Annotated in this window: 26 protein-coding genes; 18 read left to right on the top strand and 8 right to left on the bottom strand. The window is 63.7% G+C overall.

The window, feature by feature from the left end; all coding sequences use genetic code 11:
• Positions 1–84: 84 nt before the first annotated feature.
• The gene (locus ABD704_RS04710; RefSeq protein ID WP_344698525.1) at positions 85–939 is read right to left on the bottom strand and encodes a PEPxxWA-CTERM sorting domain-containing protein; all 855 of its coding nucleotides are present in this window, start codon (positions 937–939) and stop codon (positions 85–87) included.
• A 247-nt stretch (positions 940–1,186) separates the two neighbouring features.
• A complete protein-coding gene (mscL, locus tag ABD704_RS04705) occupies positions 1,187–1,609 on the bottom strand; it encodes a large conductance mechanosensitive channel protein MscL (protein WP_344698524.1) in 423 nt (140 codons plus the stop codon).
• Positions 1,610–1,774: 165 nt separating this feature from the next.
• Between mscL and ABD704_RS04700 the strand changes: the two genes are divergently transcribed.
• From ABD704_RS04700 to ABD704_RS04655, 10 genes are all read left to right on the top strand, one after another.
• Positions 1,775–2,362 carry a LemA family protein gene (locus tag ABD704_RS04700; RefSeq protein WP_344698523.1) on the top strand — a complete coding sequence of 196 codons (588 nt, stop codon included), beginning with the start codon at positions 1,775–1,777 and terminating at the stop codon, positions 2,360–2,362.
• A gap of 1 nt (position 2,363) precedes the next feature.
• Positions 2,364–3,215, top strand: coding sequence for a TPM domain-containing protein (locus ABD704_RS04695; RefSeq protein WP_344698522.1), 852 nt, complete (start codon positions 2,364–2,366; stop codon positions 3,213–3,215).
• Positions 3,212–3,886, top strand: a complete 675-nt coding sequence (locus tag ABD704_RS04690; RefSeq protein WP_344698521.1) for a TPM domain-containing protein — start codon at positions 3,212–3,214, stop codon at positions 3,884–3,886. Before ABD704_RS04695 ends, ABD704_RS04690 begins: the two co-directional genes overlap by 4 nt.
• Positions 3,883–4,398: an NUDIX hydrolase gene (locus ABD704_RS04685; protein ID WP_344698520.1), complete on the top strand. Its 516-nt coding sequence runs from the start codon at positions 3,883–3,885 to the stop codon at positions 4,396–4,398. Before ABD704_RS04690 ends, ABD704_RS04685 begins: the two co-directional genes overlap by 4 nt.
• Positions 4,399–4,451: 53 nt before the next feature.
• A complete protein-coding gene (locus ABD704_RS04680; RefSeq protein WP_344698519.1) occupies positions 4,452–5,285 on the top strand; it encodes a metallophosphoesterase family protein in 834 nt (277 codons plus the stop codon).
• 38 nt (positions 5,286–5,323) lie between these two features.
• A complete protein-coding gene (gene nadC, locus ABD704_RS04675) occupies positions 5,324–6,169 on the top strand; it encodes a carboxylating nicotinate-nucleotide diphosphorylase (protein WP_344698518.1) in 846 nt (281 codons plus the stop codon).
• 106 nt (positions 6,170–6,275) lie between these two features.
• Positions 6,276–6,644, top strand: a complete 369-nt coding sequence (locus ABD704_RS04670; protein WP_344698517.1) for a hypothetical protein — start codon at positions 6,276–6,278, stop codon at positions 6,642–6,644.
• A gap of 156 nt (positions 6,645–6,800) precedes the next feature.
• A complete protein-coding gene (locus tag ABD704_RS04665; protein WP_344698516.1) occupies positions 6,801–8,207 on the top strand; it encodes an NAD(P)H-dependent flavin oxidoreductase in 1,407 nt (468 codons plus the stop codon).
• A 1-nt stretch (position 8,208) separates the two neighbouring features.
• A complete protein-coding gene (locus ABD704_RS04660) occupies positions 8,209–8,685 on the top strand; it encodes an SH3 domain-containing protein (RefSeq protein WP_344698515.1) in 477 nt (158 codons plus the stop codon).
• A 17-nt stretch (positions 8,686–8,702) separates the two neighbouring features.
• Positions 8,703–9,161, top strand: a complete 459-nt coding sequence (locus ABD704_RS04655) for a RidA family protein (RefSeq protein WP_344698514.1) — start codon at positions 8,703–8,705, stop codon at positions 9,159–9,161.
• A gap of 36 nt (positions 9,162–9,197) precedes the next feature.
• Here ABD704_RS04655 and ABD704_RS04650 read toward each other — a convergent pair whose 3' ends face one another.
• Together ABD704_RS04650 and ABD704_RS04645 are read right to left on the bottom strand one after the other, a co-directional pair.
• The gene (locus ABD704_RS04650; RefSeq protein ID WP_344698513.1) at positions 9,198–9,623 is read right to left on the bottom strand and encodes a hypothetical protein; all 426 of its coding nucleotides are present in this window, start codon (positions 9,621–9,623) and stop codon (positions 9,198–9,200) included.
• A gap of 63 nt (positions 9,624–9,686) precedes the next feature.
• Positions 9,687–10,880, bottom strand: coding sequence for a thiolase family protein (locus ABD704_RS04645; RefSeq protein WP_344700490.1), 1,194 nt, complete (start codon positions 10,878–10,880; stop codon positions 9,687–9,689).
• A 106-nt stretch (positions 10,881–10,986) separates the two neighbouring features.
• Between ABD704_RS04645 and ABD704_RS04640 the strand changes: the two genes are divergently transcribed.
• The 7 genes from ABD704_RS04640 to ABD704_RS04610 all read left to right on the top strand — a co-directional run bounded on the left by ABD704_RS04640 (position 10,987) and on the right by ABD704_RS04610 (position 17,427).
• Positions 10,987–12,138: an isovaleryl-CoA dehydrogenase gene (locus ABD704_RS04640; RefSeq protein WP_344698512.1), complete on the top strand. Its 1,152-nt coding sequence runs from the start codon at positions 10,987–10,989 to the stop codon at positions 12,136–12,138.
• Positions 12,135–13,736 (top strand): carboxyl transferase domain-containing protein, encoded by a 1,602-nt coding sequence (locus ABD704_RS04635; RefSeq protein WP_344698511.1) that lies wholly within the window; start codon positions 12,135–12,137, stop codon positions 13,734–13,736. The genes ABD704_RS04640 and ABD704_RS04635 overlap by 4 nt, the downstream gene beginning before the upstream one ends.
• Before the next feature lie 6 nt (positions 13,737–13,742).
• On the top strand, positions 13,743–14,213 hold the full coding sequence (locus ABD704_RS04630; protein WP_344698510.1) for a nuclear transport factor 2 family protein: 471 nt from the start codon (positions 13,743–13,745) through the stop codon (positions 14,211–14,213).
• Positions 14,210–16,090 carry an acetyl/propionyl/methylcrotonyl-CoA carboxylase subunit alpha gene (locus ABD704_RS04625; protein ID WP_344698509.1) on the top strand — a complete coding sequence of 627 codons (1,881 nt, stop codon included), beginning with the start codon at positions 14,210–14,212 and terminating at the stop codon, positions 16,088–16,090. The genes ABD704_RS04630 and ABD704_RS04625 overlap by 4 nt, the downstream gene beginning before the upstream one ends.
• 76 nt (positions 16,091–16,166) lie before the next feature.
• A complete protein-coding gene (locus ABD704_RS04620) occupies positions 16,167–16,787 on the top strand; it encodes a hypothetical protein (protein WP_344698508.1) in 621 nt (206 codons plus the stop codon).
• A 129-nt stretch (positions 16,788–16,916) separates the two neighbouring features.
• Positions 16,917–17,114, top strand: coding sequence for a hypothetical protein (locus ABD704_RS04615; protein ID WP_344698507.1), 198 nt, complete (start codon positions 16,917–16,919; stop codon positions 17,112–17,114).
• Between the two features lie 70 nt (positions 17,115–17,184).
• Positions 17,185–17,427 carry a hypothetical protein gene (locus ABD704_RS04610; RefSeq protein WP_344698506.1) on the top strand — a complete coding sequence of 81 codons (243 nt, stop codon included), beginning with the start codon at positions 17,185–17,187 and terminating at the stop codon, positions 17,425–17,427.
• Positions 17,428–17,476: 49 nt separating this feature from the next.
• Here ABD704_RS04610 and ABD704_RS04605 read toward each other — a convergent pair whose 3' ends face one another.
• The 4 genes from ABD704_RS04605 to ABD704_RS04590 form a co-directional block, all read right to left on the bottom strand.
• On the bottom strand, positions 17,477–18,091 hold the full coding sequence (locus ABD704_RS04605) for a hypothetical protein (protein ID WP_344698505.1): 615 nt from the start codon (positions 18,089–18,091) through the stop codon (positions 17,477–17,479).
• A 170-nt stretch (positions 18,092–18,261) separates the two neighbouring features.
• Complete coding sequence (locus tag ABD704_RS04600) at positions 18,262–18,603, bottom strand: chaplin family protein (protein WP_344698504.1); 342 nt, start codon at positions 18,601–18,603, stop codon at positions 18,262–18,264.
• 444 nt (positions 18,604–19,047) lie between these two features.
• On the bottom strand, positions 19,048–22,074 hold the full coding sequence (uvrA, locus tag ABD704_RS04595; protein ID WP_344698503.1) for an excinuclease ABC subunit UvrA: 3,027 nt from the start codon (positions 22,072–22,074) through the stop codon (positions 19,048–19,050).
• 152 nt (positions 22,075–22,226) lie between these two features.
• Entirely contained in the window at positions 22,227–23,879 is a 1,653-nt protein-coding gene (locus tag ABD704_RS04590; protein WP_344698502.1) for a sulfatase-like hydrolase/transferase, read from the bottom strand.
• 260 nt (positions 23,880–24,139) lie between these two features.
• Here ABD704_RS04590 and ABD704_RS04585 point away from each other — a divergent pair, with 260 nt between their 5' ends.
• On the top strand, positions 24,140–24,460 hold the full coding sequence (locus ABD704_RS04585) for a hypothetical protein (RefSeq protein WP_344698501.1): 321 nt from the start codon (positions 24,140–24,142) through the stop codon (positions 24,458–24,460).
• The last annotated feature ends 11 nt before the right edge of the window (positions 24,461–24,471 follow it).

The raw sequence follows: 24,471 nt of genomic DNA, 5'->3' as shown, positions 1-24,471 counted from the left end.
TCGCTAACGCCAAGAACGAGCTGCGACCCGGCGAAGGTGTTACCTATCGCCGGGCTGTAGCCTGCAACGTCCGTTTGGGAGTTCTTAGGCCCTCTGAGTTTTCAGTGCTTTCCGGCGGCGACCAGTGCGTACTGCTACGCCAATCGCGCCGAAGCCAAACAGCATCATGGCCCAGGTACCCGGCTCGGGCACGGCGCCGCCGCCGCCCGTGATGACACAGTCATCGCCTGTACAGACGATCGAGCCGTTTTTGATGAAGACGGACTCGACATTATCGCCGTTCACTTCAGCTACCTGGTAGGCACTAGATAGGCCACCCGTCCCTGGCGTTGGGAAATAATTGTGCGTGGCATCGCCATTCTCGGCGACCAGCCCGGCTGCGAGCCCCGCAGCTGTTTCTACGAAACCGTTAGACGGCGGGTTTCCACCCGCGTTTGCAGCAGCCTCCGGGACGTATGCGTAGCCATTTGGATCGTTCGCCGCCGCGAACCCCAGAATCCCGCCCCCCGCATTGAAGAAGGCGGATATGGCTGAAGTGTGCGTGGCGATATTAGCGACGTCGCTGGCGAAGAGATCGCAGCCGCCGCAATTGACATTTGAAGCCACTGCGAATGCTGAATAGACTGTAGGATCGAAGAGGGAATCCGTGACGTTGCTCGCGATCGTAGGGTCTATCGCCGTGTATGGAATGCCTAGGCTGGTAAGTAAGCCCGCGAGTTCGTTAGTTCCCTTGTCGAACACCAACAGCGGAAGCGATGACCCGTTTCTTACAAAGTTCACGTCCGCCGTCATGGCGGCGACGGCCGATACGGAGCCGAAATACCCATGAAGGTCGGTATCATGGCCGGTGAGGAAAATGTTGCCGCCGGCGCCCGCCGCGGTCGGCACCACAGCCACTGCGAAGGCTGCGGTCGCAAGAAATCTGCTGATTTTGCTCATGTAGATTCTCCCCAGTTACGCTAGAGGTCCACCGTCCTGGCGCATTGGGAATCATACCTTCACGAGCCGCACTGCGACTCGTTAATCCGCTGTTAACTCCATCGTGCGGGGATGTCGAGTCGTGGACGTTTCGCCAGATGGGCTTTCATTCACTAGAGTCGGCTTCGGTTCGGAAACTGCCGCGTCCGGAATGGGTCGAAAGCCGCCGCGGCCGGAATGGGTCGAAAGCAGACATTCGCCGAGTAGCCTAGCGCCGCTTCAGCTCGTCCCTGATTTCGGTCAGCAGCTCGACCTCGGTCGGGCCTGCGGCCGCGTCGGGGGCTTTGCGCATCGCCTTGTTCGCCGCCTTGATCATCAGGAAGATGATGAAGGCGAGGATGACGAAGCTGACGATCTGCGTGACGAACGCACCCCAGCCGAGCACGGGCGCGCCCGCTTTCTTGAGCGCGGCATAGTCGGTCATCGACCCGTGGTAATCGGCCGGGACCGCACCGAGCAGCAGGAAGTAACTGGAGAAATCTAGGCCGCCGAAGATCTTGCCGATGATCGGCATGATGATGTCGTCAGTCAGGCTGGTGACGATCTTGGCGAAAGCCGCGCCGATGATCACGGCGACCGCCAGGTCGAGTACATTCCCCTTGGCGATGAATTCGCGGAATTCCTTGAGCATGGTGAACACTCCTCACTGCGTCGGCCCGCCGACCTTAACGCAGTTAGCAGCCGCAGGAAAAGCAAACAGCCAGCCAATTGTGTGTTGCTGGCTTAAGACAGCATTGAAACCAAACAGCCGCTCATCTACTTAAGCGCACATTGCGACGCACCTAGGGGACCTCACATGAGCTTGCTTCGTCGTTTCGGATTGATTGCGCCGCTTGCCGCGCTGAGCCTTGCCGGCTGCGGCCTTAACAGCGTTCCGACCGCTGAGGAGAACGTCAACGCCAAGTGGGCGAACCTTCAGGCCGACTACCAGCGCCGCGCGGATCTCATTCCGAACCTGGTTAACACAGTGAAGGGCTATGCGAAACAGGAGAGCACTGTGCTCATCGCCGTGACTCAGGCTCGTGCCGATGCCGGACGTATCCAGCTTACCCCTGCTGACCTCGACGACCCCGCCAAGGTGAAGGCGTTCAATGATGCCCAGGGCCGCGTGACGGTTTCGCTGCAGCGCCTTCAGGAGGCCTATCCCGACCTGAAGTCGAATGCGAACTTCCTCGCGCTTCAGGACCAGCTTGAAGGCACGGAAAACCGGATCAACGCCTCGCGCCGCGACTATAATGAGTCGGTGCAGGCCTATAATACCCGCATCCGCACCTTCCCGGACGCGATTGGCGCTAAGATCTTCTACGGCGCCAAGCCGAAGGTGCCGTTCGAAGCCTCCGCTGCCGCGCAGGAAGCGCCCAGCGTGAACTTCAACGCCGGCTAAAGTGAAACAGATCATCGCGGCGCTGCTGCTGGCGTTCTTTGCGCTGGCAGCGCCCGTTGCAGCGCAGACATTCCCGCAGAACAACGGCTCGCCCGTCGTTGATCAAGCGGGAATCCTGCGGCCCGAGCAGGTTCTGGATCTCCAGTCCAAGGCGCAGGCGCTTTACGCGCAGTCGGGGCGAGCTTTCGCCGTCGCGACGGTCAAGAGCCTCGAAGGCCGCGACCCCGACGAATATGCCTATCAGCTCGGCCGGTACTGGAAGCTGGGCAGCGCGAAAGGCGACGACGGTGTCCTGCTTCTGGTAGCTCCTAACGAACGCAAAGTAGCGATCGCGAGCGGCTATGGAGCGGGCGAGTATATGACCGACGCAATGTCCGGCATCATCATCCGCGAAAACATTCTTCCTTACTTCAAGCAGAACCCGCCCGATTATGGCGGTGGAATCGAAGCGGGCGCGGATGCGATCATCAAGCAGATGTCGCTCCCGCCTGACGAAGCGAAGAAAAATGTCACGGTCGCGAAGCAGTCGCAGGAGCAGCGGCGGCAATCGAGCGGCGGGGCCTTGCCGGGCTTCTTTTGGTTCATGATCATCGCCTTCGTGCTCTTGTCGATGATCAGACGGCGCTCGGGCGGTAGAAGCTACCGGCGGCGCGGCGGCGGGGGGATTAACCCTTGGGTCGTGCTGTGGGGCCTCAACGAGCTGAACCGGGGTTCGCGCGGCGGCTGGGGCGGCAGCTCATGGGATGGCGGCGGCTCGTCCTGGGGCGGTGGAGGCGGCGGAGGCGGCGGAGGCGGCTTCGGCGGCTTTGGTGGCGGCTCTTTTGGCGGCGGCGGAGCATCGGGCTCGTGGTGATCAAGCTATCCGAGGCCGACCACGACAAGGTCAGCGCAGCGATCGCCGCGGCGGAATCGAAGTCGAACGGTGAGATCGTGGCCGTCGCGACCCCGATCAGCGACGCCTATCATGACGTTGCGCTCCACTGGGCGCTTATCCCGCTGTTCGCAGTGCTCGCCTGGGCGGCGTGGCGGCCGACGGCGCTTGAATGGTGGTACAATTTCCTGTTCGGCGGATGGCAGCCTGAGCCGACTTTGGGCCAATTGCTGACGCTGCTGATGGTCTTTGCGGCGCTGAAGTTCACGGTCGCGCTGCTGATCCTCAAGTGGATGCCGCTGCGCATCGCGCTGACGCCTGCGCCGACCAAACACCGGCGCGTGCGACGCCGCGCCGTGACCGTTTTCAAAGCCGCCGCGCAGCGCCGCACCGAGGGCCGCACGGGGATCCTCATCTACCTATCGATGGCGGAGCGGCGCGCGGAAATCGTTGCTGACGAAGCGATCCTCAAGGTGACCGACGATCAAACTTGGGGCGAGGCGATGACCGCCCTGATCAGCGAAGTCCGCGAGGGCCGGTCGGGTGACGGCATCGTCGCCGCAATTCAGCGGGTCGGCGAGGTGCTTGCCGAGCATTTCCCGCGGTCGGCGACCGATACCAACGAGATTCCGGACAAGCTCATCGTCTTATGAACTTGAACGACCTGCCGTCGCCCGAGCTGATGTGCGAGGGCAAGTTCGTGCGCCTGCTGAGGCGGGGCAAATGGGAATATGCGAGCCGCACGCGCAACATCAACGCGGTGGTCGTGATCGCCGAATATGAGGGCAAGATCATCCTCGTCGACCAGCCGCGCGTCGGTCCCGACTGCCGCTGCGTCGAGCTGCCTGCCGGTTTGGTCGGGGACGAGGATCCTGATGCGACACCCGAGACGACCGCGATCAAGGAACTAGAAGAGGAAACCGGCTTCACGGCGGAGCGCGTCGAGCTGCTCGGCGACTTCTATGCCTCGCCGGGCATGCTCGCGGAAAGCTTCACGCTCGTTCGCGCTTACGGTGTCCGCAAGATCGGCGAGGGCGGGGGAGACGAGAATGAGGACATCAAGGTCCATCTCGTGGCCCGGCCCGACATCCCCAATTTCCTGAAAGAGAAGCGCGCCGAGGGTTTCGGCGTGGACGTAAAGCTTCTCATCTTCCTGGGTTTCTAGAACACAGCATGACGAATGGCTGAACCCTCGCGGCGGCGGGGCGTTCTTGGTCCATGGCCCGCTTGCTTCACCTGTCCGACCTGCATTTCGGTGCGCACGACCAGCGCCTGGTCGAGGCGGTCGAGCAGAGCGCCGAGACGCTCAAGCCCGACCTGATCGTCGTCAGCGGCGATTTCACGCAGCGCGCGCGCACGGAGCAGTTCAAGGAAGCTTGCGAGTTCCTGGAACGGCTGCGCGACGGCGGGCACGAGGTGCTCGGCGTTCCAGGCAACCATGATGTGCCGCTCTACGACGTGCTTCGCCGCTTCCTGTCGCCGCTGACGCGCTACCGCCGCTTCATCGACGAGACATTATGTCCATTCATCGAGCTCGAGGGCGTGACCGTGCTCGGTATCAACACTGCGCGCTCGCTGACCTTCAAGGACGGCCGCATCAGCCGCGAACAGATCGCGTTCATCCGCGAGACGTTCGCGCGGAGCGACCCCGACACGATGCGCGTGCTCGTCACGCATCATCCATTGTTCGCGCTTCCGGTCGGCGAGGAGATGACGCCGGCGATTGGGCTTCAGGAGCTTGCGCTCGACGCGATCGAGGAAGTCGGCGTCGACATGCTGCTCGCCGGTCATAATCATCATGCGTCGTCGCACGACGCGAGCGACCTGGTGACCCGATCGGGCGGGACGCTGGTCGTCCAGGCCGGTACTGCCACTTCGACCCGGGTTCGCGAGCAAAGCCAGAGCTTCAACGCGATCGAGGTCGTTGCAGGAAATGTGACGGTGACCGTCAATGCCTGGGATGGCGAGCGCTTCACGGCTGCGGATGCGCAGCCGTATCGCTACCAGGAAGGACGCTGGCGTATCACTGACACCGCCCAGGCGGCGCACTGAGCTTGTCGGCGGCACGCGCGCTAGCCTAGACGCGCGTCATGGCGCTTCCCAACAATTTTGACCTCGACCAATTCGTCACGCTTGTGCTCGAGGAGGATCTCGGCACGGGCGGTGATGTCACATCGAACGCCACCATTGACGCGAATGCGCGCTTCACCGCCGACATGAACTGTCGGCAGCCGATCATGGTAGCCGGGCTCGAGATTGCGGTCGCGTTCTTCAAGCGTCTCGATCCGGCGGTGAAGGTCGAGCAACTGCTACACGACGGGGAAACGGCCGGAGTCCGGACGACCCTTCTGCGCCTTGAAGGAAACGCGCGCGCCATGCTGGCGGCGGAGCGCTCGGCACTGAACACGTTCCAGCACCTTTCCGGTATTGCGACGCTGACGCGGCAATATGTTGATGCCATTTCCGGCACGGGCGCGATCCTGCTCGACACGCGCAAGACGATTCCGGGCCTGCGGCCGCTGGAGAAATATGCGGCGCGGATGGGCGGCGCGCAAAACCATCGCATGCGGCTCGATGACGGCGTACTCATTAAGGACAATCACGTCGCAGTCTGCGGAGGTGTGGCCGAGGCCGTGCGCCGGGCGAAGGCCGCGAACACCGGGCTTCAAGTGCAGGTCGAGGTCGACCGCGCCGAGCAGATCGAGCCCGCGCTCGCTGCTGGCGCCGACCGGCTGCTTCTCGACAACATGCCGCTTCACGTCCTGCGGGAAGCGGTGGCCCTTGTCGCCGGGCGAGTGCCGCTCGAGGCTTCCGGCGGCGTGACGCTCGAGACCATCCGCGAAATTGCCGAAACTGGCGTCAATTTCATCTCGGTGGGACGCATCACGCAATCTGCACCGGCTGTCGATATCGGGCTCGATTACCTCACGATTTGAGGAGCTTAGCGGCATTCAGCGAGTTGACAGCACAGATAGAGCAAAAAGCTCGCGAGTCGGCTGTCAGCCCCCTGTGGCCGACGCGTAAAGATCGAGGAGTGTTTCGATGAGAAAATTGATCGGACTTGCGGCCGCAGCGGCTGCGCTGGTCGTGGCGCCGTCGGCTGCGAACGCCCGTGGTTATTACGGCGGCTATTACCCGAGCTACGGCTACAGCTCGTACGGCTACAGCAGCTACCCGAGCTATGGTTACTCGTATCCGTCGTACGGTTATTCCTATCCGTCCTACGGCTATTCGTACCCGTCGTACGGTTACAACGGCTATTACGGCCGCTCGTACGGCTACAATGGCTACGGCTATAACAACAGCGGCATCGGTGCCGCGGTTGTCGGTGGCGTGATCGGCCTTGCGATCGGCAGCGCCCTCGCAAGCAGCAACCATCATCACCACCACCGCTACTATCGCTATCGCTAATCCGAACATTTCGGATGCAACGGCAGGCCGGGAAGCAATTCCCGGCCTGTTTCGTTTCCACATAGCGGCGTCGCTGGGCCGTTCCGGCGCAGCACCAAAATTTGCGAGCATTTGGCGATTTGCGCCTATATAGCGGCCGAAACTGGGAGACAAAGTTTGTTCAAGGGCCTGCAGCCCATCCTCTATGGCGGACGTGAAGTCTGGCCGCTGATCGAAGGCGGAAAAGGCGTCAGCGCGACAAACCACGCAAGCTCCGGCGCGTGGGCGGCCGCGGGCGGCATCGGTACCGTCAGTGCCGTCAACGCCGACAGCTACGACGCCGAAGGCCGCATCGTGCCGCAGGTCTACGAAGCGCTTACGCGCCGCGACCGCCATGAAGAGCTGATCAAATATGCCGTCGATGGTGCCGTCGCGCAGGTTCAGCGTGCTTATGAAATGGCGTCGGGCAAGGGCGCCATCAACATCAACGTCCTCTGGGAGATGGGTGGTGCGCAGCGCGTGCTGCACGGCGTTCTCGAACGGACGAAGGGCCTTGTCACGGGCGTCACCTGTGGCGCCGGCATGCCCTACAAGTTGAGTGAAATCGCGGCGTCTTACGGCGTCAGTTACCTGCCCATCATCAGTTCCGCACGCGCCTTCAGCGCCTTGTGGAAGCGCGCCTATCACAAGGCCGCCGAATGGCTTGCGGCAGTCGTCTATGAAGACCCCTGGCTCGCCGGCGGGCATAACGGCCTGTCGAATGCCGAGGACCCGCGCAAGCCGCAGGATCCATATCCGCGCGTCGCTGCACTTCGCGCGACCATGCGTGAAAGCGGGATCGCCGACAGTGTCCCGATTGTCATGGCCGGCGGCGTTTGGCGCCTCGACGAATGGGAGAATTGGATCGACAATCCCGAGCTCGGGCAGATCGTATTCCAGTTCGGAACGCGGCCGCTACTGACTCAGGAAAGCCCGATCCCGCCCGAGTGGAAAGCGCGTCTGCTGAACCTCGAAGAAGGCGATGTGCTCCTGCACCGCTTCTCGCCGACGGGCTTCTACTCGTCCGCGGTGCGCAATCCGTTCCTGCGCAACCTCGAAGCTCGCAGCGAGCGCCAGATCGCCTACACCAAGGATTCAATCGGCGATCACCATTTCCAGCTCGACGTCGGCATCGGCACGAAGAAGAATTACTGGGTCACCAAGGGCGATCTCCAGCATGCGCGCGAGTGGTACGGGCGCGGCTTCACGAGTGCGATGAAGACGCCCGACGACACGCTCGTCTTCGTCACCCCCGAAGAGGAAAAGCAGATCCGCAAGGATCAGGCGGATTGCATGGGCTGCCTCAGCCAGTGCGCGTTTTCATCCTGGGCTGACAATGAGAAGAACTCGACCGGTCGCCTGGCCGACCCGCGCAGCTTCTGCATCCAGAAGACGCTGCAGGATATCGCGCATGGCGGGCCTGTCGAACAGAACCTCATGTTCGCGGGTCACGCGGCATTCCGCTTCAAGAGCGATCCCTTCTATTCGAACGGCTTCATCCCCACGGTGAAGCAGCTTGTCGATCGCATCCTGACGGGGGCCTGACTTGCTCAAGGGGGTGCTGTTCGCGTTCCTGACCATTGGTTTGGCGACGTCGGCTGCTGCGCAGGACAAGAAGCCGCCTTATTGGGCTTCGATTGCTTCCGGCCAGGCGATGACGCGCACCGGCCCCGGCAAGAATTATCCGGGGGTGTGGCTTTACCAGCGCCGCGACCTTCCGGTCCGCGTGGTCAAGAAATATGAGAATTGGCGGCTGATCCAGGATCCGGACGGCGCACAAGGCTGGATGCTCGTCACGCTTCTCAGCGACCGCCGAAGCGCGATCGTGAAGCCTGGCGAACCCCGCCCGGTACGCGCCGACCCGAACGAAGGCTCAAAGATCCGCTACACGGCGGAGCAGGGGGCGGTCGGCCGCATCAACAAGTGCAGCGGTGGCTGGTGTCACGCCCAGTTCGGCAAGCGCGAGGGATATATCCGAACGTCCGACGTCTGGGGCGTCGGCGAAGGGGAAGTAGTCGACTAACCAACGGGGGAGCAGCAATGAAGGCACTGACCGCAATCGCAACCGGAGTCCTGATGATGACTACCCCTGCCGACGCCGCCCCGGCCCGACCGACTGTCGAGCATTACGGCACCCCGACGCTCAATGGGCAGCGGCTGCCCTTCTCGCGCGCCGTGCGTGTTGGCGACATCGTCTATCTGTCGGGGGCGATCGGACGCGGCGCCGACGGCAAGCCTCCCGAAGGCATCGAAGCGCAGGCAAAAGCGACGATGGACGATATCGGCGAGACACTGAAGCTCGCCGGTCTTGGCTACAAAGACCTGTTCCATTGCACCGTGTTCCTCAGCGACATGAAGAACTGGGCGGACTTCAACAAAGTCTATCTGACCTATTTCCCGGAAGGCCCGCTCCCGGCGCGCAGTGCGGTCGGCGTCAACGGCCTCGCGCTGGGCGCCTTGATGGAGATCGAATGCCAGGCCTACGCCGGGCGGAAATAGGCGAGAACTGTCCGGCGCAATTGCGCCGGTCTGCGCCTACATCGTCAGCGGCGTGTACGCGACGCGCTTGACGGTTAGCTTCTCGCCCTTGTCGCTCGTGGTCTCGCCGGACTCGCCGACCGCGACCTTTGGATCGGTCCAGCAGACTTCGCCCTGCTTATCCATCGCGCTGGTGAAGCAGGCCTTGCCGTCTTTCATGACGGCCGTGCCATGGTCGATATGCTCTTTGCCCGAGACGGCGATGTACGCGCCCTTCGCGTCCACCGATTCCTGAATCGGCTTATGAGTCTTGTTGTCGGTGAATTCCCACGAAGTCTCGTTGATTGACGCGAGGGCGGCAGGAGCGGCCGGCGCTGCGGTGTTCGCGGCCTCGGCTCCATTGTCGACGGAAGGCGGCGCAGTAGCGGTTTTCGAACAAGCGCAAAGTGCAATCGCGGCTGTCAGGCAAATCAAGACGCGCATGGCTTTTCTCCCCGTTGAGAGAGCGCCCCTTACCAGCAGTTCGTTACGATGACGAATCGTTCGCTAAGCGAGCTCGACCGCCACAGCCGTCGCTTCGCCGCCGCCAATGCACAGGCTCGCGACACCGCGCTTGCCGCCTGTCTGCTTCAGGGCATTGATCAGCGTGACCAGGATGCGGGTTCCGCTGGCGCCGATCGGATGACCGAGCGCGGTGGCGCCGCCGTGGACGTTGATCTTGGAATGGTCGATGCCGAGGTCCTTCATCGCGAACATCACGACGCAGGCGAACGCCTCGTTCACTTCCCACAGGTCGACGTCTGCGGCCTTCCAGCCGGCCTTTTCCAGCACCTTGTTGATCGCACCGATGGGGGCGACCGTGAACTGCGCCGGCTCCTGCGCGTGAGCGGCGGTGGCGAGGATGCGCGCCACCGGCTGCAGGCCTTTGTCGCGGGCGTTGGATTCGCTGGTCAGCACTACGGCGGCGGCGCCGTCCGAGATCGACGACGAAGTGGCCGCGGTGATCGTGCCTTCCTTGGCGAAGGCAGGCTTCAACTGCGGGATCTTGTCGGGGCGGCCGCGGCTTGGCGCTTCATCGGTATCGACCTGGATCTCACCGGCGCGGCTCTTGATAGTGACCGGCACGATCTCGTCCTTGAACCCGCCCTTGTCGATGGCTTCCTTGGCGCGACGCAGGCTCTCGATGGCGTAATCGTCCATCTGTTGGCGCGTCAGCTGATATTCGTCGGCAGTGCACTGGGCGAAGCTGCCCATCGCGCGGCCTTCTTCATAGGCATCCTCGAGCCCGTCGAGGAACATATGATCGTAGGCCGTGTCATGGCCGATGCGCGCGCCCGAACGATGCTTCTTGAGCAGGTACGGCGCATTGGTCATCGATTCCATGCCGCCTGCGACGATCACGTCGGCATTGCCGGTGCGGATCGCCTCGTCGCCCATGATCACCGTCTGCATGCCCGAGCCGCAGACCTTGTTGACGGTCGTGGCCTGAACCGACTTCGGAAGGCCGGCCTTGATCGCCGCCTGGCGTGCCGGCGCTTGGCCGAGGCCCGCCGGGAGGACGCAGCCCATGTAGATGCGGTCGATGTCGTCACCGCTGACGCCCGCGCGCTCGACCGCCGCCTTCACCGCCGTCGCGCCGAGATCGGTCGCCGACGCATCGGCAAGCGCGCCCTGCATCGAGCCCATGGGCGTGCGGGCGATTGAAAGGATGACGGTCGGGTCGGACGCGGTCGTGGCCATGTCTATCTGCTCCAGAGTCGGATTGTTGCAGCGCACATAAGGCTCCGCGCGCGGTTGTTCAAACGCGGCTCGCTCTGCTAGCGGCGGCACGAACAGGAGAGAGAGCATGTCCGGAGCCGGACTCGATTTCGACCTCGGCGAAATGGCCGATACCATCCGCGATACGACCAAGCGGTTCGCGGACGATAAGATCGCGCCGATCGCCGCCAAGATCGACGAAACCGATGAATTCCCGCGTCACCTCTGGCCGCAAATGGGTGAGCTCGGCCTCCACGGCATCACCGTCGAGGAAGAAGACGGCGGGCTCGGTCTCGGCTACCTCGAGCATGTCGTCGCGCAGGAAGAGGTTGCTCGCGCGTCGGCGTCCGTGGGTCTCAGCTACGGCGCGCATTCCAACCTGTGCGTCAACCAGATCCGCCGCTGGGCGAATCCGGAGCAGAAGCAGAAGTATTTGCCGAAGCTGATCAGCGGCGAACATGTCGGCGCGCTGGCGATGAGCGAGGCGGGCGCGGGCAGCGACGTCGTCAGCATGAAGCTGAAGGCCGACAAGAGCGGCAACGGCTACCGGCTCAACGGCACCAAGTTCTGGATCACCAACGGCTCGGTGGCCGACACGCTCGTCGTCTACGCGAAAACCGGCGAAGGCAGTCGCGGCATCACCGCCTTCATGATCGAAAAGGACATGGAAGGCTTCTCGATCGGCCAGAAGGTCGACAAGCTCGGCATCCGCGGATCGCCGACGGCGGAGCTGGTGTTCAACGATTGCTTCGTCCCGCCGGAGAATATCCTCGGCGAAGAGAACAAGGGCGTTGAAGTGCTGATGAGCGGCCTCGATTATGAGCGCACCGTGCTCGCGGGCATGCAGATCGGCATCATGCAGGCCTGCCTCGACGTCGTCCTGCCTTACGTTCGCGACCGCACGCAGTTCGGAAAGCCGATCGGCAGCTTTCAGCTGATGCAGGCGAAGATTGCCGACATGTACGTCGCGCTGAACAGCGCCCGCGCCTATGTCTACCAGGTCGCCAAGGCATGCGACGCCGGTCGGACGACGCGCTACGACGCGGCAGGTGCGATCCTCCTCGCAAGCGAGAATGCGGTGAAGGTCGCCAATGAAGCCGTGCAGGCGCTGGGCGGCGCTGGATACACCAAGGACTGGCCGGTCGAGCGTTACTATCGCGACGCAAAGCTGCTCGACATCGGCGCCGGCACCAACGAAATTCGCCGCATGCTGATCGGCCGGGAGCTCATCGGGGTATGAGCGGACCGCGGATCGACACCAAGCTCGACGTCGACAGCGAAGAATTTCGCGCCCGTTCCGCGCACAATTGGGCGCTCGCCAAAAAGCTGCGCGCGGACGTTGCGCAAGCGGCGCTCGGCGGAACCGAGAAGAGCCGCGATCGCCACGTTTCGCGCGGCAAGCTGCTCCCGCGCGACCGCGTCGAGCGCCTGCTCGATCCGGGCTCGCCATTCCTCGAGATCGGCCAACTCGCCGCCTGCGACATGTACGACAGCGAAGTGCCGGGCGCGGGCATTATCGCTGGCGTCGGGCGCGTGTCGGGCCGCCAGGTGATGATTGTCTGCAACGACGCGACGGTCAAAGGCGGCACCTACTACCCGATGACGGTGAAGAAGCACCTCCGTGCGCAGGAGATCGCCGAGCAGAACAATCTGCCGTGCATTTACCTGGTCGACAGCGGCGGCGCGAACCTGCCGCACCAGGCCGAGGTCTTCCCCGACCGCGACCACTTCGGCCGCATCTTCTTCAATCAGGCGCAAATGTCGTCGAAAGGCATTGCGCAGATCGCCTGCGTCATGGGCAGCTGCACTGCGGGCGGCGCCTATGTGCCCGCCATGAGCGACGAGAGCGTCATCGTCCGCAACCAGGGCACGATTTTCCTCGGCGGCCCGCCGCTGGTGAAGGCCGCGACCGGTGAGGAGATTAGCGCCGAGGACCTTGGCGGCGGCGACCTCCACGCGAAGAAGAGCGGCGTCGTCGACCATCTTGCGGAAAATGACGAGCATGCGCTGACGATCGTCCGCGACATCGTCTCGACGCTGCAGCCGAGCGCTGGGGCAGGGCTTGAGCTGCGCGAGCCCCGTCCGCCGTTGTTCGACGCCGAAGAACTGTACGGCGTCATCCCCGACGATGTGCGCGCCCCCTACGACGTGCACGAGATCCTCGCTCGCATCGTCGACGCGTCCGAATTCCACGAGTTCAAGCCGCTCTATGGATCGACCCTGGTCTGCGGCTTTGCGCACATCTGGGGCATGCCGGTCGCGATCCTGGCCAACAACGGCGTCTTGTTCAGCGAGAGCGCGGTCAAAGGCGCACACTTCATCGAGCTTGCCTGCCAGCGCCGCACGCCGCTCCTGTTCCTGCAGAACATCTCGGGCTTCATGGTCGGCGGGAAATATGAGGCGGAGGGCATCGCCAAACATGGCGCGAAGCTGGTCACTGCCGTCGCTACCGCGAGCGTGCCCAAGGTTACCGTGCTGATCGGCGGCAGCTTCGGCGCCGGCAATTACGGCATGTCTGGCCGCGCTTATTCGCCCCGCTTCCTGTTCACCTGGCCCAACAGCCGCATCAGCGTGATGGGCGGCGAGCAGGCCGCGAGCGTTCTTGCCACCGTCCACCGCGACGCCGACAAATGGTCGCCAGAGCAGGCCGAAGCCTTCAAGCAACCGATCCGCGAGGATTACGAGGCACAGGGCAATCCCTGGCACGCTACCGCGCGGCTGTGGGACGACGGTATCATCGACCCCGCCCAGACCCGCGACGTCCTTGGACTCGCTTTCGCAGCAACGCTGAACGCACCGATCCCCGACCGGCCGCGGTTCGGCGTGTTCAGGATGTAACGATTGATGCTTTCCATTTTGCTCGCGGTCGCCGCCCAAACATCATCCGGCAGACTTCCGCCCGCCGTCGCGTTGCCGCCGCCTGTGGGCGAAGAGCAAACGGTCCTTGCGTCCGTCAACGCGGTTTTGTCTTCCTTTAGTGCGGGGGATTCCGCGACAATGCTTCGCTGGGTCTATCCCGACGGTCGAGTCACTGCGACCGGGACCCGAGCCAGCAGCAAGGGCTTGCGACAAGAAAGCTGGGCACAATTCGCGGCCCGGGTGACTCCGGGCGCTGGCTTCGAGGAAACAATCAGTGATCCCGCGATCGAGATCGATGGCGATGCCGCGATGGTGTGGGCCCCGTTTGTCGTTCGCGTCGGTGGTAAGGTCAGCAACTGCGGGGTCGATCATTTCGATCTCGTGCGCGAAAATGGCACTTGGAAGGTGATGAACTTGACCTTCTCCTCGCGCATTGACGGTTGCCCTGCGCAGTGATCGCTTCCCTCCTCATCGCCAATCGCGGGGAGATCGCCTGCCGGGTAATACGCACGGCGCGGCGACTGGGGATCCGCACGATCGCGGTCTATTCCGACGCGGACGCAAAGGCGCTGCACGTCCGAATGGCGGATGAGGCCGTGCACATCGGACCTTCGCCTGCGCGCGATAGCTATCTGGTCGGCGACAAGATCATCGAGGCGGCGAAGTCTACGGCCGCGGAGGCAATCCATCCCGGTTACGGCTTTCTCTCCGAGAATGCGGACTTCGCGCAGGCTGTGATCGATGCCGGTCTGATCTGGGTCGGACCGAAGCCGGACAGCATCCGTGCCATGGGTCTCAAGGATGCGGCCAAGACGCTGATGGCCAATGCGGGCGTTCCGGTCACGCCAGGCTATCACGGTGAAGACCAGTCGCCCGCTGTGCTCAAGATGGAGGCGCAGGCAATCGGCTATCCGGTACTGATCAAGGCGGTCGCGGGAGGCGGCGGCAAGGGAATGCGCCGTGTCGACGAGGCAGGTCAGTTCGACGACGCGCTAGATAGCTGCAAACGCGAGGCGGCGTCGAGCTTCGGCGACGACCGCGTGCTGATCGAGAAATACGTCCTCTCGCCGCGCCACATCGAGGTGCAGGTGTTCGGCGACAGCCACGGCAACGTCGTGCACCTCTTCGAACGTGACTGCTCGCTGCAGCGCCGCCACCAAAAGGTGATCGAGGAAGCGCCCGCGCCCGGCATGGATGCCGAAACGCGCGCCGCGGTGTGCGGCGCAGCGGTGCGCGCCGCGCAAGCGGTGAACTACGAAGGCGCCGGCACGATCGAGTTTATCGCCGACGCTTCTGAGGGCCTTCGCGCCGACCGCATCTGGTTCATGGAAATGAACACGCGCCTGCAGGTCGAGCATCCGGTAACCGAGGAAATTACCGGGCAGGACCTGGTCGAATGGCAGCTGCGCGCTGCGTCAGGCGAGAAGCTACCGAGGACGCAGGACGAATTGTCGATCAACGGTCATGCGATCGAGGCGCGGCTCTATGCTGAGGATCCGGCGAAGGGGTTTTTGCCGAGCGTCGGAAAGCTCGACCATTTCGATCTCGGTACGGAAGGCCGTATCGAGACCGGTGTCGAAGAGGGCGACAGTATCTCGTCCTTCTACGACCCGATGATCGCGAAGCTGATCGGAGACGGTGGCGACCGCGAGGAGGCGATTGGCGAGCTCGCGTCGATCCTCGCGGACGTCGAGGTCTGGCCGGTGCGGACGAATGCCGGGTTCCTGCTCAACTGCCTGCTCGACGACGACTTCGGCGACGCGCGGATCGATACCGGATTTATCGAGCGAAAGCTCGACGACCTGGTACCGCAGAGCGAACCGGATGAAGCGACGTGGCGCGGTGCGGCCGCCGTGGCGCTCGCCGCCGACGAGGATGAAGAACTCTTTTCATCGTTGGCCGGGTTCCGGCTGAATGCCGCGCCGCGCGTCAGCGTTGCTCTTGGCCGCGCCGGTCAGTTCCGCACGGTCTCGACCAATGCCGGTGAGATTGCCGAGGTTTCCGGTTTCCGCGACGACGAGCGCGTCGTCATCTTCGGCGAAGGCAATGCGGACGAATTCGCACTGGCCAGCCGCGGCGCCGGTACAACCCACGGGCTCCACGACGGGGAGATTGAGGCGCCGATGCCGGGGAAGGTGACCGCGGTAGAGGTTTCGCAAGGCGAAATAGTTGCCAAGGGGCAACGCTTGCTCACCCTTGAAGCCATGAAGATGGAGCATGCGCTGACGGCGCCGTTCGACGGTACCGTGGCCGAGCTCCCCGCCACTGTCGGCGCACAGGTGAAGGAAGGCCAGTTGCTCGTCCGCATCGACGACGAGCCGGCGAACGGGTGATGCGCCGCTAGGCGGCCTTAAGCCCTCCTTAGCCGTTCTCATGTATCTCGCCGCCGCTCGGTTGTGCGGGGGTGTCATGCGTAAATTGTTGATCGGGCCGGCGCTGACCGGCGTGGGCTGGCTTGCGGGCAGCCATTACGGCGCCAAGGCCGAGCAAATCGTGCACAAAAGTCCGGATACGACCTATGCGGGGATCGCCCAGGCGTTCGATAACATGTCGCCCAGCGGAACGACGCATTTCGAAGGCGGCACACCAATGCCCTACGAGATCAAGGTCGACCGCACCCCCGGTGAGCGTCTGGTGGTGCGGGTCATGTTCAACGGCCGCGAGGGTGGGGAGACGGACATCGCCTTCACGCCGCAGAACAATGGGCAGGACACGCTGGTGACGGCGAAGGCTCATGGCGATCGTGAGGTCCTCCGGGCGGCGCTTGCGGGTTCTACCAACGCTCGGCTGGCCTACGCGCCGGACTGGATGCTGAACCTGCTCGCGGTGCGTCCGCTGCTTCAGCAGCTGGCGCGCCAGGTCGAGAGCGGTCAGGCGGTGTCGATGCCGGGATACCAGTCGCAGACCGACTGGGAGTCTTCGCTTCCGCCGGACCAGCAGAAGCAGGTGCAGGAGTGGCGCCAGTACGAGGCGTCGCGGCCGATGGTCGATCCGAACGCCGACGCCCAGCGGTACATGAACGGCACGTAGGCCGTGTAACCTGAGTTATAACAACAAGATCGATCGGGGTGTAACGAGATCGCAGCACCGCCAGTGGCATCAGCGCAGCGGTGACTGGAGACGTCAGAGAGCTCCCGCTGTTTGCTAGGGGTCTTTCCTGTGTCGACCATCCTCACAACCTACCGCGTCTACTGCTACGACGGCGTCAACCAAGTCGTTTCGGTGGACTGGCTTGAGGCCGCGAGCGACGAAGCCGCGGTCGAGAAGGCGCGGGCCGCTGGCTTTGGATCAAAATGCGAAGTGTGGGACGGACGGCGGCTCGTCGCCAAGCTCGAGGACGAGCGCCGAACCGCCTGAATTCATACGGTATTTAGTCCTGCACCAAGCCGCGGCGGAACGTTGGCGGGCGAGGGCGGGTTGTGGGGCCATGGCATTCACCCAACTCGATCCCTCAATTCCCCTCTACATCGCCGACCGCGGCCCCGGCTTCGCGATCGCGGTGATCGACTATGGCCAGGAATTCGATTTGCTGTGGGTCGTCGGCATGGACGAAGGCGGCGAGATCTGGTGCGTGCCCAACCCGCAGGTGCGGTTGCAGGCCAATTGGTCGATGGGCCGCCGCAAGAAAGCCGACAACCCCAGCCCCAAGATCGCCGCCGTCGGCAGCTGAGCCCGAAGCTTGGGCGGCGCGACCCTGAGGCCGCGCCGCCCTCACATTCCTAGCGGTTGTAGCCGTAGTTGTTGCCGATACGGACATTGGTGACCTGGCCGCGATAGTCGACGTTGCAACGGAAGCTGACGTCGGCGCGGGCATAGTCGCGGTTCTGGTAGCCGTACTGGCCACCATACTGGCCGTGATGGGCGCCCGAGCTCAACACGCCGGTCACGCGCAGCCCGTTCTGGCGACGCTGGACGTTGGTGATCGAGGAGACGCGCATCGCCGCATAGCGGTTGTTGTAGCCCTGTTGCCCGTACTGCTGGGTGTAGCGGGGATCGACGGCGCCGTACTGGGCCGAGGCCTGGTTCATCGCCGCACTGGCGCAGCGTGACACGGCTTGGCGGTCGGTCACGTTGTAGCGGTTGCCGAGCAGTTGATCGATGATCTGCGTGACCGGGCTCTGGGCATAGCCCTGCTGACCGTAACCTGGCTGGCCATAAGCGTAGCCCTGCTGCTGGCCGTAAGCGTAGCCCTGCTGGGGATAGGCCTGCTGCGGGTAGGTCTGCTGCTGCGGATAGACCTGCGGCTGGTAGCCGTAGGCGCTCTGCGCTGCGAGCGGGGCGGACAATGAGCCGACCGCCGCAGCCGCGGCGAGCAATCTGGTGAAGCTTGTCATGGGAATTCCTTCAATTCTCGCCGGGAAACGCCGGGAGATCTGAAGCAACAACGCGTCTTAGCCGAATAAGACGCATGAACCTAAAACAACAAGGCCCGGGATGGCACGACAAAGCCCGGCCGCAGCGGGGGGTGCTGCGGCCGGGCCCCGTCAAACCGCTGTGAAGCGGGTTACTTGGTCTGCTTCAGCTTCTGACGCTGAACGATATTGGCCAGCGCGTTGTTGGCGGTCTTGGCATCGCAAGCCGCATCGCCGGTCTTGCGCAGCGCGACCAGCGCGTTGACGGTCGTGCCGCAAACGTTGGCGGCGACGCTGATCGGCGCCTGGACCGTGATCGGAACGCCCAGATTGTTGAGCGCCGCGATCTGGCTGTCGTTCAGGAAGTTCTTGAGGATGTCGACGTTCTGGACGTTTACGGCCACGAGGCCGTTGCCGCTGCCGGTATTGACCTGGGCAATGGCGGGGGTCGCGGCGGCCGCAATGGCGGCGGCGGCAAATAGCATCTTACGCATACATCTTCTCCTCATCGGTTCATGAAAATCGGGACGCGCCCCAAAACTGGAGCACGTCCTCCCTTTCCCGCCTCGTCCCGGACGGGTCGGCGCTTCAACCGAGATAAGTCCTTGTTTCTCCACAGCTTGCGGCAGGAGGAGGCGGCGGCGGGGCAGGGCGGGCACCGGCGTCGCGCGTCCTTGAATTTTCCCAAAGTTCACAGTGACGGGCTCAAAACGGGGGTCCTTCCACTTCCTCCACTTTGTGACCTTTGGGACGGCTCACCCTTGGCTTTGCCCGCCTTGAGCACGCGAACGGTGTGCGGTGTGATGAAGCAAGCGCTCATCCGAAAGCATGAAGCACAGCTTCGGCAGAGTAGGAAAGTTTTAGCCGTCTTGCGCTATCGGCGGCGCCATGCCGCCTGAACTTGTTGCTTTGATCGATAAGCCTGAGCCTTTTTCACCCTACTTCGCCGCAACCAACCCCAATTCATCCTCGTCGGCCGCAGCAGCTCGCTTCGCGCGCGCCGGCTTTTTCGGTTTCGTCTCCACCACTACCGGCTTCACCGACGCCTTTTCCAGCAGCGGCTTCAGGTACATGCCGGTGGCCGACAGCGGTTCCTGAACGATGCGTTCGGGCGGGCCTTCGGCGATGATCTTGCCGCCGTTGACACCGCCGCCCGGCCCCAGGTCGATGACCCAGTCGGCGGTCTTGATGACGTCGAGGTTGTGTTCGATCACGACCACCGTGTTGCCTTGGTCGGCGAGCCGGTGGAGGACTTCGAGGAGCTTGCGCACATCCTCGAAGTGGAGGCCGGTGGTGGGCTCGTCGAGGATGTAGAGCGTCTTGCCGGTGGCGCGGCGCGATAGCTCCTTCGACAACTTGACGCGCTGCGCCTCACCGCCGCTGAGCGTCGTCGCCGGCTGCCCGACCTTGACGTAACCGAGGCCGACTTCCTTCAGCATCTCCATCTTGTCGCGGATGCCGGGGACCGCCTTGAAGAAATCGGCCGCGTCCTCGACCGTCATGTCGAGCACGTCGGCAATCGACTTGCCCTTGAACTTCACCTCCAGCGTTTCGCGGTTGTAGCGGGCGCCGTGGCAGACGTCACAGGTGACGTAGACGTCGGGCAGGAAGTGCATTTCGATCTTGATGAGGCCGTCACCCTGGCACGCCTCGCACCGGCCGCCCTTCACATTGAAGGAGAAGCGGCCGGGCTTGTAGCCGCGCGCCTGGCTTTCCGGCAGGCCGGCGAACCAGTCGCGGATCTGGGTGAAGGCGCCGGTGTAGGTTGCGGGATTGGAGCGCGGGGTGCGGCCGATCGGCGACTGGTCGATGTCAATGACCTTGTCGAGCTGTTCCAGCCCCTTGATGCCGGTGCAGGGGCCGCAGGGGATGCGCGCGCCATTCAGGCTGCGCGCGGCGCCGGCATAGAGCGTGTCGATGGTGAGCGAGGACTTGCCACTGCCGCTAACCCCGGTGACGCAGGTGAAAGTGCCGAGCGGGAATTTCACCGTGACATTGTCGAGGTTGTTGGCGGTGGCGCCGGCGACGGTGACGAATTTGCCCGAGCCCTTTCGCCGGGTGGCGAGGAGCGGGATTTCGCGTCGGCCGCTCAGGTAGTCGGCCGTGATGCTGGTGGTGCAGGCGAGCAGCTCTTCGAGCGTGCCCTGGCATACGACCTCGCCGCCGTGGACGCCGGCGCCGGGGCCCATGTCGATGACATGGTCGGCGTGGCGGATCGCGTCCTCGTCATGTTCGACGACGAGCACGGTGTTGCCGAGGGATTTGAGGCGTTTCAGCGTTTCGAGGAGGCGGTCGTTGTCCTTCTGATGAAGGCCGATCGAGGGTTCGTCGAGGACGTAAAGGACGCCGGAGAGGCCGCTGCCGATCTGCGACGCGAGGCGGATGCGCTGGCTCTCGCCGCCGCTTAGCGTGCCGCTGGTGCGGTCGAGGTGGAGATAGTCGAGGCCGACGTTGTGGAGGAAGCCGAGGCGCTCGTTGATTTCCTTGAGAATGGCCTTGGCGATTTCCTGCTGCGTCGGATTGAGCTTCGGCGCGAGGTTGGCGAACCAGTCGTAGGCGTCGGCGACGCTGCGGCGGGTCGAGAGGCTGATGTCCTCGCCGGCGATCTTCACCGCCAGCGCTTCGGGGCGGAGGCGGGCGCCGTGGCAGACTTCGCACGGGCGGCTGCCCTGGTAACGGCTGAGCTCCTCACGCATCCACGCGGACTCGGTGGTCTGCATGCGGCGGTTGAGGTTGCCGATGACGCCTTCGAACGGCTTCTTCACCTCATAGCTGCGCTTGCCGTCGATGAAGCGCAGGGTGACGGGCTTGCCGTTGGTGCCGTGGAGGATGACGCGCTGCGCTTCCTCGGGGAGGTCGGCCCAGGAGGTGTCGAGGTCGAAATCATAGGCGCGAGCGAGGCTGGCTAGCACCTGCATGTAATAAGGGCTGGGCGGGTTGGACTTGGCCCAGGGGACAACGGCGCCCTTCTTGATCGACAGCGCGTGATTGGGAACGACGAGGTCTGCGTCGAACACCAGCTTTTCGCCGAGGCCGTCGCAGGCCGGGCAGGCGCCCTGCGGCGCGTTGAACGAGAACAGGCGCGGCTCAATCTCGGCGATGGTGAAGCCGCTGACGGGGCAGGCGAACTTCTCGGAAAAGATGATGCGGCCTTCGGGCGCGTGGGTGGCGAGGACGTTGCGCTCCGCGGCTTTTTCCAGCGCGGCGGCGACGCCGGTGCGCTTGCTGCCGGGCGGGTCCTGGACCGGGTCGGCGGGGTCGAGGAAGGCGAGGCCCTCGGCGAGCTTGAGCGCGGTTTCGAAGCTGTCGGCGAGGCGCGGCTCGATGCCTTCGCGGATGACAACGCGATCCACCACGACTTCGATGTCGTGCTTGTACTTCTTGTCGAGCGTGGGGGCTTCTTCGATCGCGGAGAAGGCGCCGTCGATGCGGACGCGGGTGAAGCCCGCCTTCTGCCACTCGGCAAGCTCCTTGCGGTACTCGCCCTTGCGGCCGCGAACGACGGGCGCGAGCAGGTAGTGGCGGCTGCCTTCGGGCAGGGTCATGGTGCGGTCGACCATCTGGCTGACGGTCTGCGCGGCAATGGGAAGGCCGGTCGCGGGCGAATAAGGAATGCCGACGCGCGCCCACAGAAGGCGCATGTAGTCGTAGATTTCGGTGACGGTGGCGACCGTCGAGCGCGGGTTGCGCGAGGTCGTCTTCTGCTCGATCGAGATGGCGGGCGACAGACCGTCGATATGCTCGACGTCCGGCTTTTGCATCATCTCGAGAAACTGGCGGGCGTAGGCGCTGAGGCTCTCGACGTAGCGGCGTTGCCCCTCCGCATAGATGGTGTCGAAGGCGAGGCTGGATTTGCCCGAGCCGGACAAACCGGTAATGACTGTCAGGCTCTCGCGCGGGATATCCACGTCGACGGCCTTCAGATTGTGTTCGCGTGCGCCACGGACGCTGATGTGGGTCAGCATACGGTAGACCTAAGCTGACGAATATGAGTCATCATCGGATCGGCTTCGTTCCGTTTATGTTCTGATTAAGGGAGCCACTGCTGAAGGTCAACGCGGCTCTTTGGATATGGGTGCGATGCGGGATAATGCCAGTGTGGCGATGGCGGCAAACGTCAGTTCGGCCAGTAGACATATTCCTGGCCGGGTTTCCACGGCGCGTCGGCGGGAACGTCGATGCGGATCGGCTCTTCGAGGAGGGCGGGCCAGAGGGGCTTGGCCATTTCGCGGTCGTGGCGCGCGATGCTCGCCCGGAGGCGCGCGACGATGGCGGGTTCTCGCGCGGCAAGGTTCACGCGTTCGGTGGGATCGGCGGCGAGGTTGAACAGCCACGTACGCGGCGGATTGCGGGAGACCTGAAGCTTCCAGTCACCGTCGCGGACCGCTTCGTAGCTGCCCGAGCGCCAGAACAAGGTCCTGCCTAGGGGCGGTTGCGCGTGCGTCGTGACGAACGGCAGCAGGTTGATGCCGTCGATCTGCCGTCCCGCGGGGAGAGGCACCATAGCGGCGGCGGCGAGCGTGGGCAGGACGTCGATATGCTCGGTCGGTATCGCCAGGCGCTGGCCGGGCGCGATCCGGCCCGGCCAATCGATGAAGAACGGCACGCGGATTCCCCCTTCGAAGAAGGTGCCCTTCCATCCGCGATACGGCTTGTTGATGCCGGAAAGGCCCGCGTACCAGGCCCCGCCATTGTCGTTGGTGAAAATGACAATCGTGTTGCGGTCGAGGCCCTGCGCCTTCAACGCCGACATGACCTTGCCGACCCCCCGGTCGAGCGCGCGGACCATCGCTCCGTAGACGCGGGAACGGCGATCCTTGATGGACCCGAGCGCTTCATAATCGGCCTTGGTCGCCTGGAACGGCGTGTGGGGCGCGTTGTAGGCGAGATAGATGAAGAAAGGCCGGTTGCGGTTGGCGGCGATCGCCGCGACCGCCTGATCGCTGAGATAGTCGGTCATATATTCGCCGGCGTGGAAGGGCGCGCCGCCGTTGAACTGGACGCCGTCGGACAGCGCCAGCCATAAGAGGCGATCGAGCGGGTCGCCCGGAAGCCGGGCGTCGACCGACGCTTTGTCCGGTGCGTATTTGGACGCTCCGGCCATGAAGCCCAGGCTTTCGTCGAAGCCCTGGTTTTCGGGGCGCATTCCAGGCGCGTCTCCCAGGTGCCATTTGCCGAGGTGGACGGTGTGATAGCCGCGGGCCCTCAGCACCTCGGCGATGGTCACTTCGCTCAAGGGCATGCCCATATTTTCCATCGACGGCGCGCGTGCCTGCAGATCGGCATGGTAGATGGTGGGATATGGCCGGTCTTGCGGTGAGTAGCGCGGGACGTATCTCGCAAGCTGGTCCGGGACGGCGGTGAATTCGAAACCGAACCGCTGCGGATAGCGCCCGGTCAACAGTGCCGCGCGGGAGGGGGAGCAGGTCGCGTTCGCGCAATAAGCGACGGTGAAGTCGGCCCCTGCACGCGCGATGGCGTCGATATTGGGTGTCGGGACCAGCCCACCCGCGACGCCCGTGGCCGGGCCTTCAGCAGTGATGTCGTTGATGCCGAGGTCGTCGGCCAGGATCAGCACGATGTTGGGAGGCCGCTCGCCAGCCGGCGGCCTTTCCGGACCGGCCGCCCAATGCACCTGGCGGCTTGCGGCGACCGGATGCGTGAAGCGGTAGGCCAAAACCATGATGGGAACGGGCCACAGCAGCCACGCGACCCAAGCGGGAAGCAGGATCGCCAGCAGAATTGCGAATAGGATCTTCAGCGGCTTCACCGTCCAGTTCCTGTTTCGGTGAGTCTGGTTGCTAGTTAGAACCGTTGTTCAGCACGGCGCCATCAGTTCAACGCCTGAGAGCACAGACTATGCCAGCTTGGGTCGAAGACTGAGACTGGCCTGCTAGCGGCACGAATGGGTCGAAAGCTGCCACTAGCTCGCAAACGTTCGCAAATGGGTCGGAAGCTGGCTCTGGCGCCGTTCGTGGCGAGTTGCGGCAGTTCCCGCTATATCAGCGGGACACCGCCGGAGGACATCCGATGATCTATCCTGCGTTTGCCTTGGCCGCCGCGTTTGCCATGGATCCCGATGGCCCTCCGGCTTTTCCGCCTGTCAGCGGCGATACGGTGACTCGCGATACGACACTGTCGATCGCGGCGGTGACGCACCATTACGAAGAAAAATCGAAAGCGCTGCAGGCCGAGATGCTCGCCCTGAAGCAATCAGATGGCGGGCAGCTGACTCCGGAACACCAGGCGTATCTACAGCAGAAGCTCATCCGGCTTCTCGATGCGTATCATGGCGCTCTGCAGAAAACCGACCCAATGGCCGTCAACGCGGACGGTACGCTCAGCCGATAGCATCGAAGGCG

It is taken from the genome of Sphingomonas limnosediminicola (assembly GCF_039537965.1).
In the GTDB taxonomy this organism is placed as follows: Bacteria; Pseudomonadota; Alphaproteobacteria; order Sphingomonadales; family Sphingomonadaceae; genus Sphingomicrobium; species Sphingomicrobium limnosediminicola.
Note: the sequence above shows the minus strand (reverse complement) of the source record. Positions and strands in the feature narration are given on the sequence as shown.

Coding starts and splice junctions, on each gene's coding strand:
- ABD704_RS04710 (WP_344698525.1), bottom strand. CDS start 939: ATGAGCAAAATCAGCAGATTTCTTGCGACCGCAGCCTTCGCAGTGGCT.
- mscL (WP_344698524.1), bottom strand. CDS start 1,609: ATGCTCAAGGAATTCCGCGAATTCATCGCCAAGGGGAATGTACTCGAC.
- ABD704_RS04700 (WP_344698523.1), top strand. CDS start 1,775: ATGAGCTTGCTTCGTCGTTTCGGATTGATTGCGCCGCTTGCCGCGCTG.
- ABD704_RS04685 (WP_344698520.1), top strand. CDS start 3,883: ATGAACTTGAACGACCTGCCGTCGCCCGAGCTGATGTGCGAGGGCAAG.
- ABD704_RS04680 (WP_344698519.1), top strand. CDS start 4,452: ATGGCCCGCTTGCTTCACCTGTCCGACCTGCATTTCGGTGCGCACGAC.
- nadC (WP_344698518.1), top strand. CDS start 5,324: ATGGCGCTTCCCAACAATTTTGACCTCGACCAATTCGTCACGCTTGTG.
- ABD704_RS04670 (WP_344698517.1), top strand. CDS start 6,276: ATGAGAAAATTGATCGGACTTGCGGCCGCAGCGGCTGCGCTGGTCGTG.
- ABD704_RS04655 (WP_344698514.1), top strand. CDS start 8,703: ATGAAGGCACTGACCGCAATCGCAACCGGAGTCCTGATGATGACTACC.
- ABD704_RS04650 (WP_344698513.1), bottom strand. CDS start 9,623: ATGCGCGTCTTGATTTGCCTGACAGCCGCGATTGCACTTTGCGCTTGT.
- ABD704_RS04645 (WP_344700490.1), bottom strand. CDS start 10,880: ATGGCCACGACCGCGTCCGACCCGACCGTCATCCTTTCAATCGCCCGC.
- ABD704_RS04640 (WP_344698512.1), top strand. CDS start 10,987: ATGTCCGGAGCCGGACTCGATTTCGACCTCGGCGAAATGGCCGATACC.
- ABD704_RS04635 (WP_344698511.1), top strand. CDS start 12,135: ATGAGCGGACCGCGGATCGACACCAAGCTCGACGTCGACAGCGAAGAA.
- ABD704_RS04630 (WP_344698510.1), top strand. CDS start 13,743: ATGCTTTCCATTTTGCTCGCGGTCGCCGCCCAAACATCATCCGGCAGA.
- ABD704_RS04620 (WP_344698508.1), top strand. CDS start 16,167: ATGCGTAAATTGTTGATCGGGCCGGCGCTGACCGGCGTGGGCTGGCTT.
- ABD704_RS04610 (WP_344698506.1), top strand. CDS start 17,185: ATGGCATTCACCCAACTCGATCCCTCAATTCCCCTCTACATCGCCGAC.
- ABD704_RS04605 (WP_344698505.1), bottom strand. CDS start 18,091: ATGACAAGCTTCACCAGATTGCTCGCCGCGGCTGCGGCGGTCGGCTCA.
- ABD704_RS04600 (WP_344698504.1), bottom strand. CDS start 18,603: ATGCGTAAGATGCTATTTGCCGCCGCCGCCATTGCGGCCGCCGCGACC.
- uvrA (WP_344698503.1), bottom strand. CDS start 22,074: ATGCTGACCCACATCAGCGTCCGTGGCGCACGCGAACACAATCTGAAG.
- ABD704_RS04585 (WP_344698501.1), top strand. CDS start 24,140: ATGATCTATCCTGCGTTTGCCTTGGCCGCCGCGTTTGCCATGGATCCC.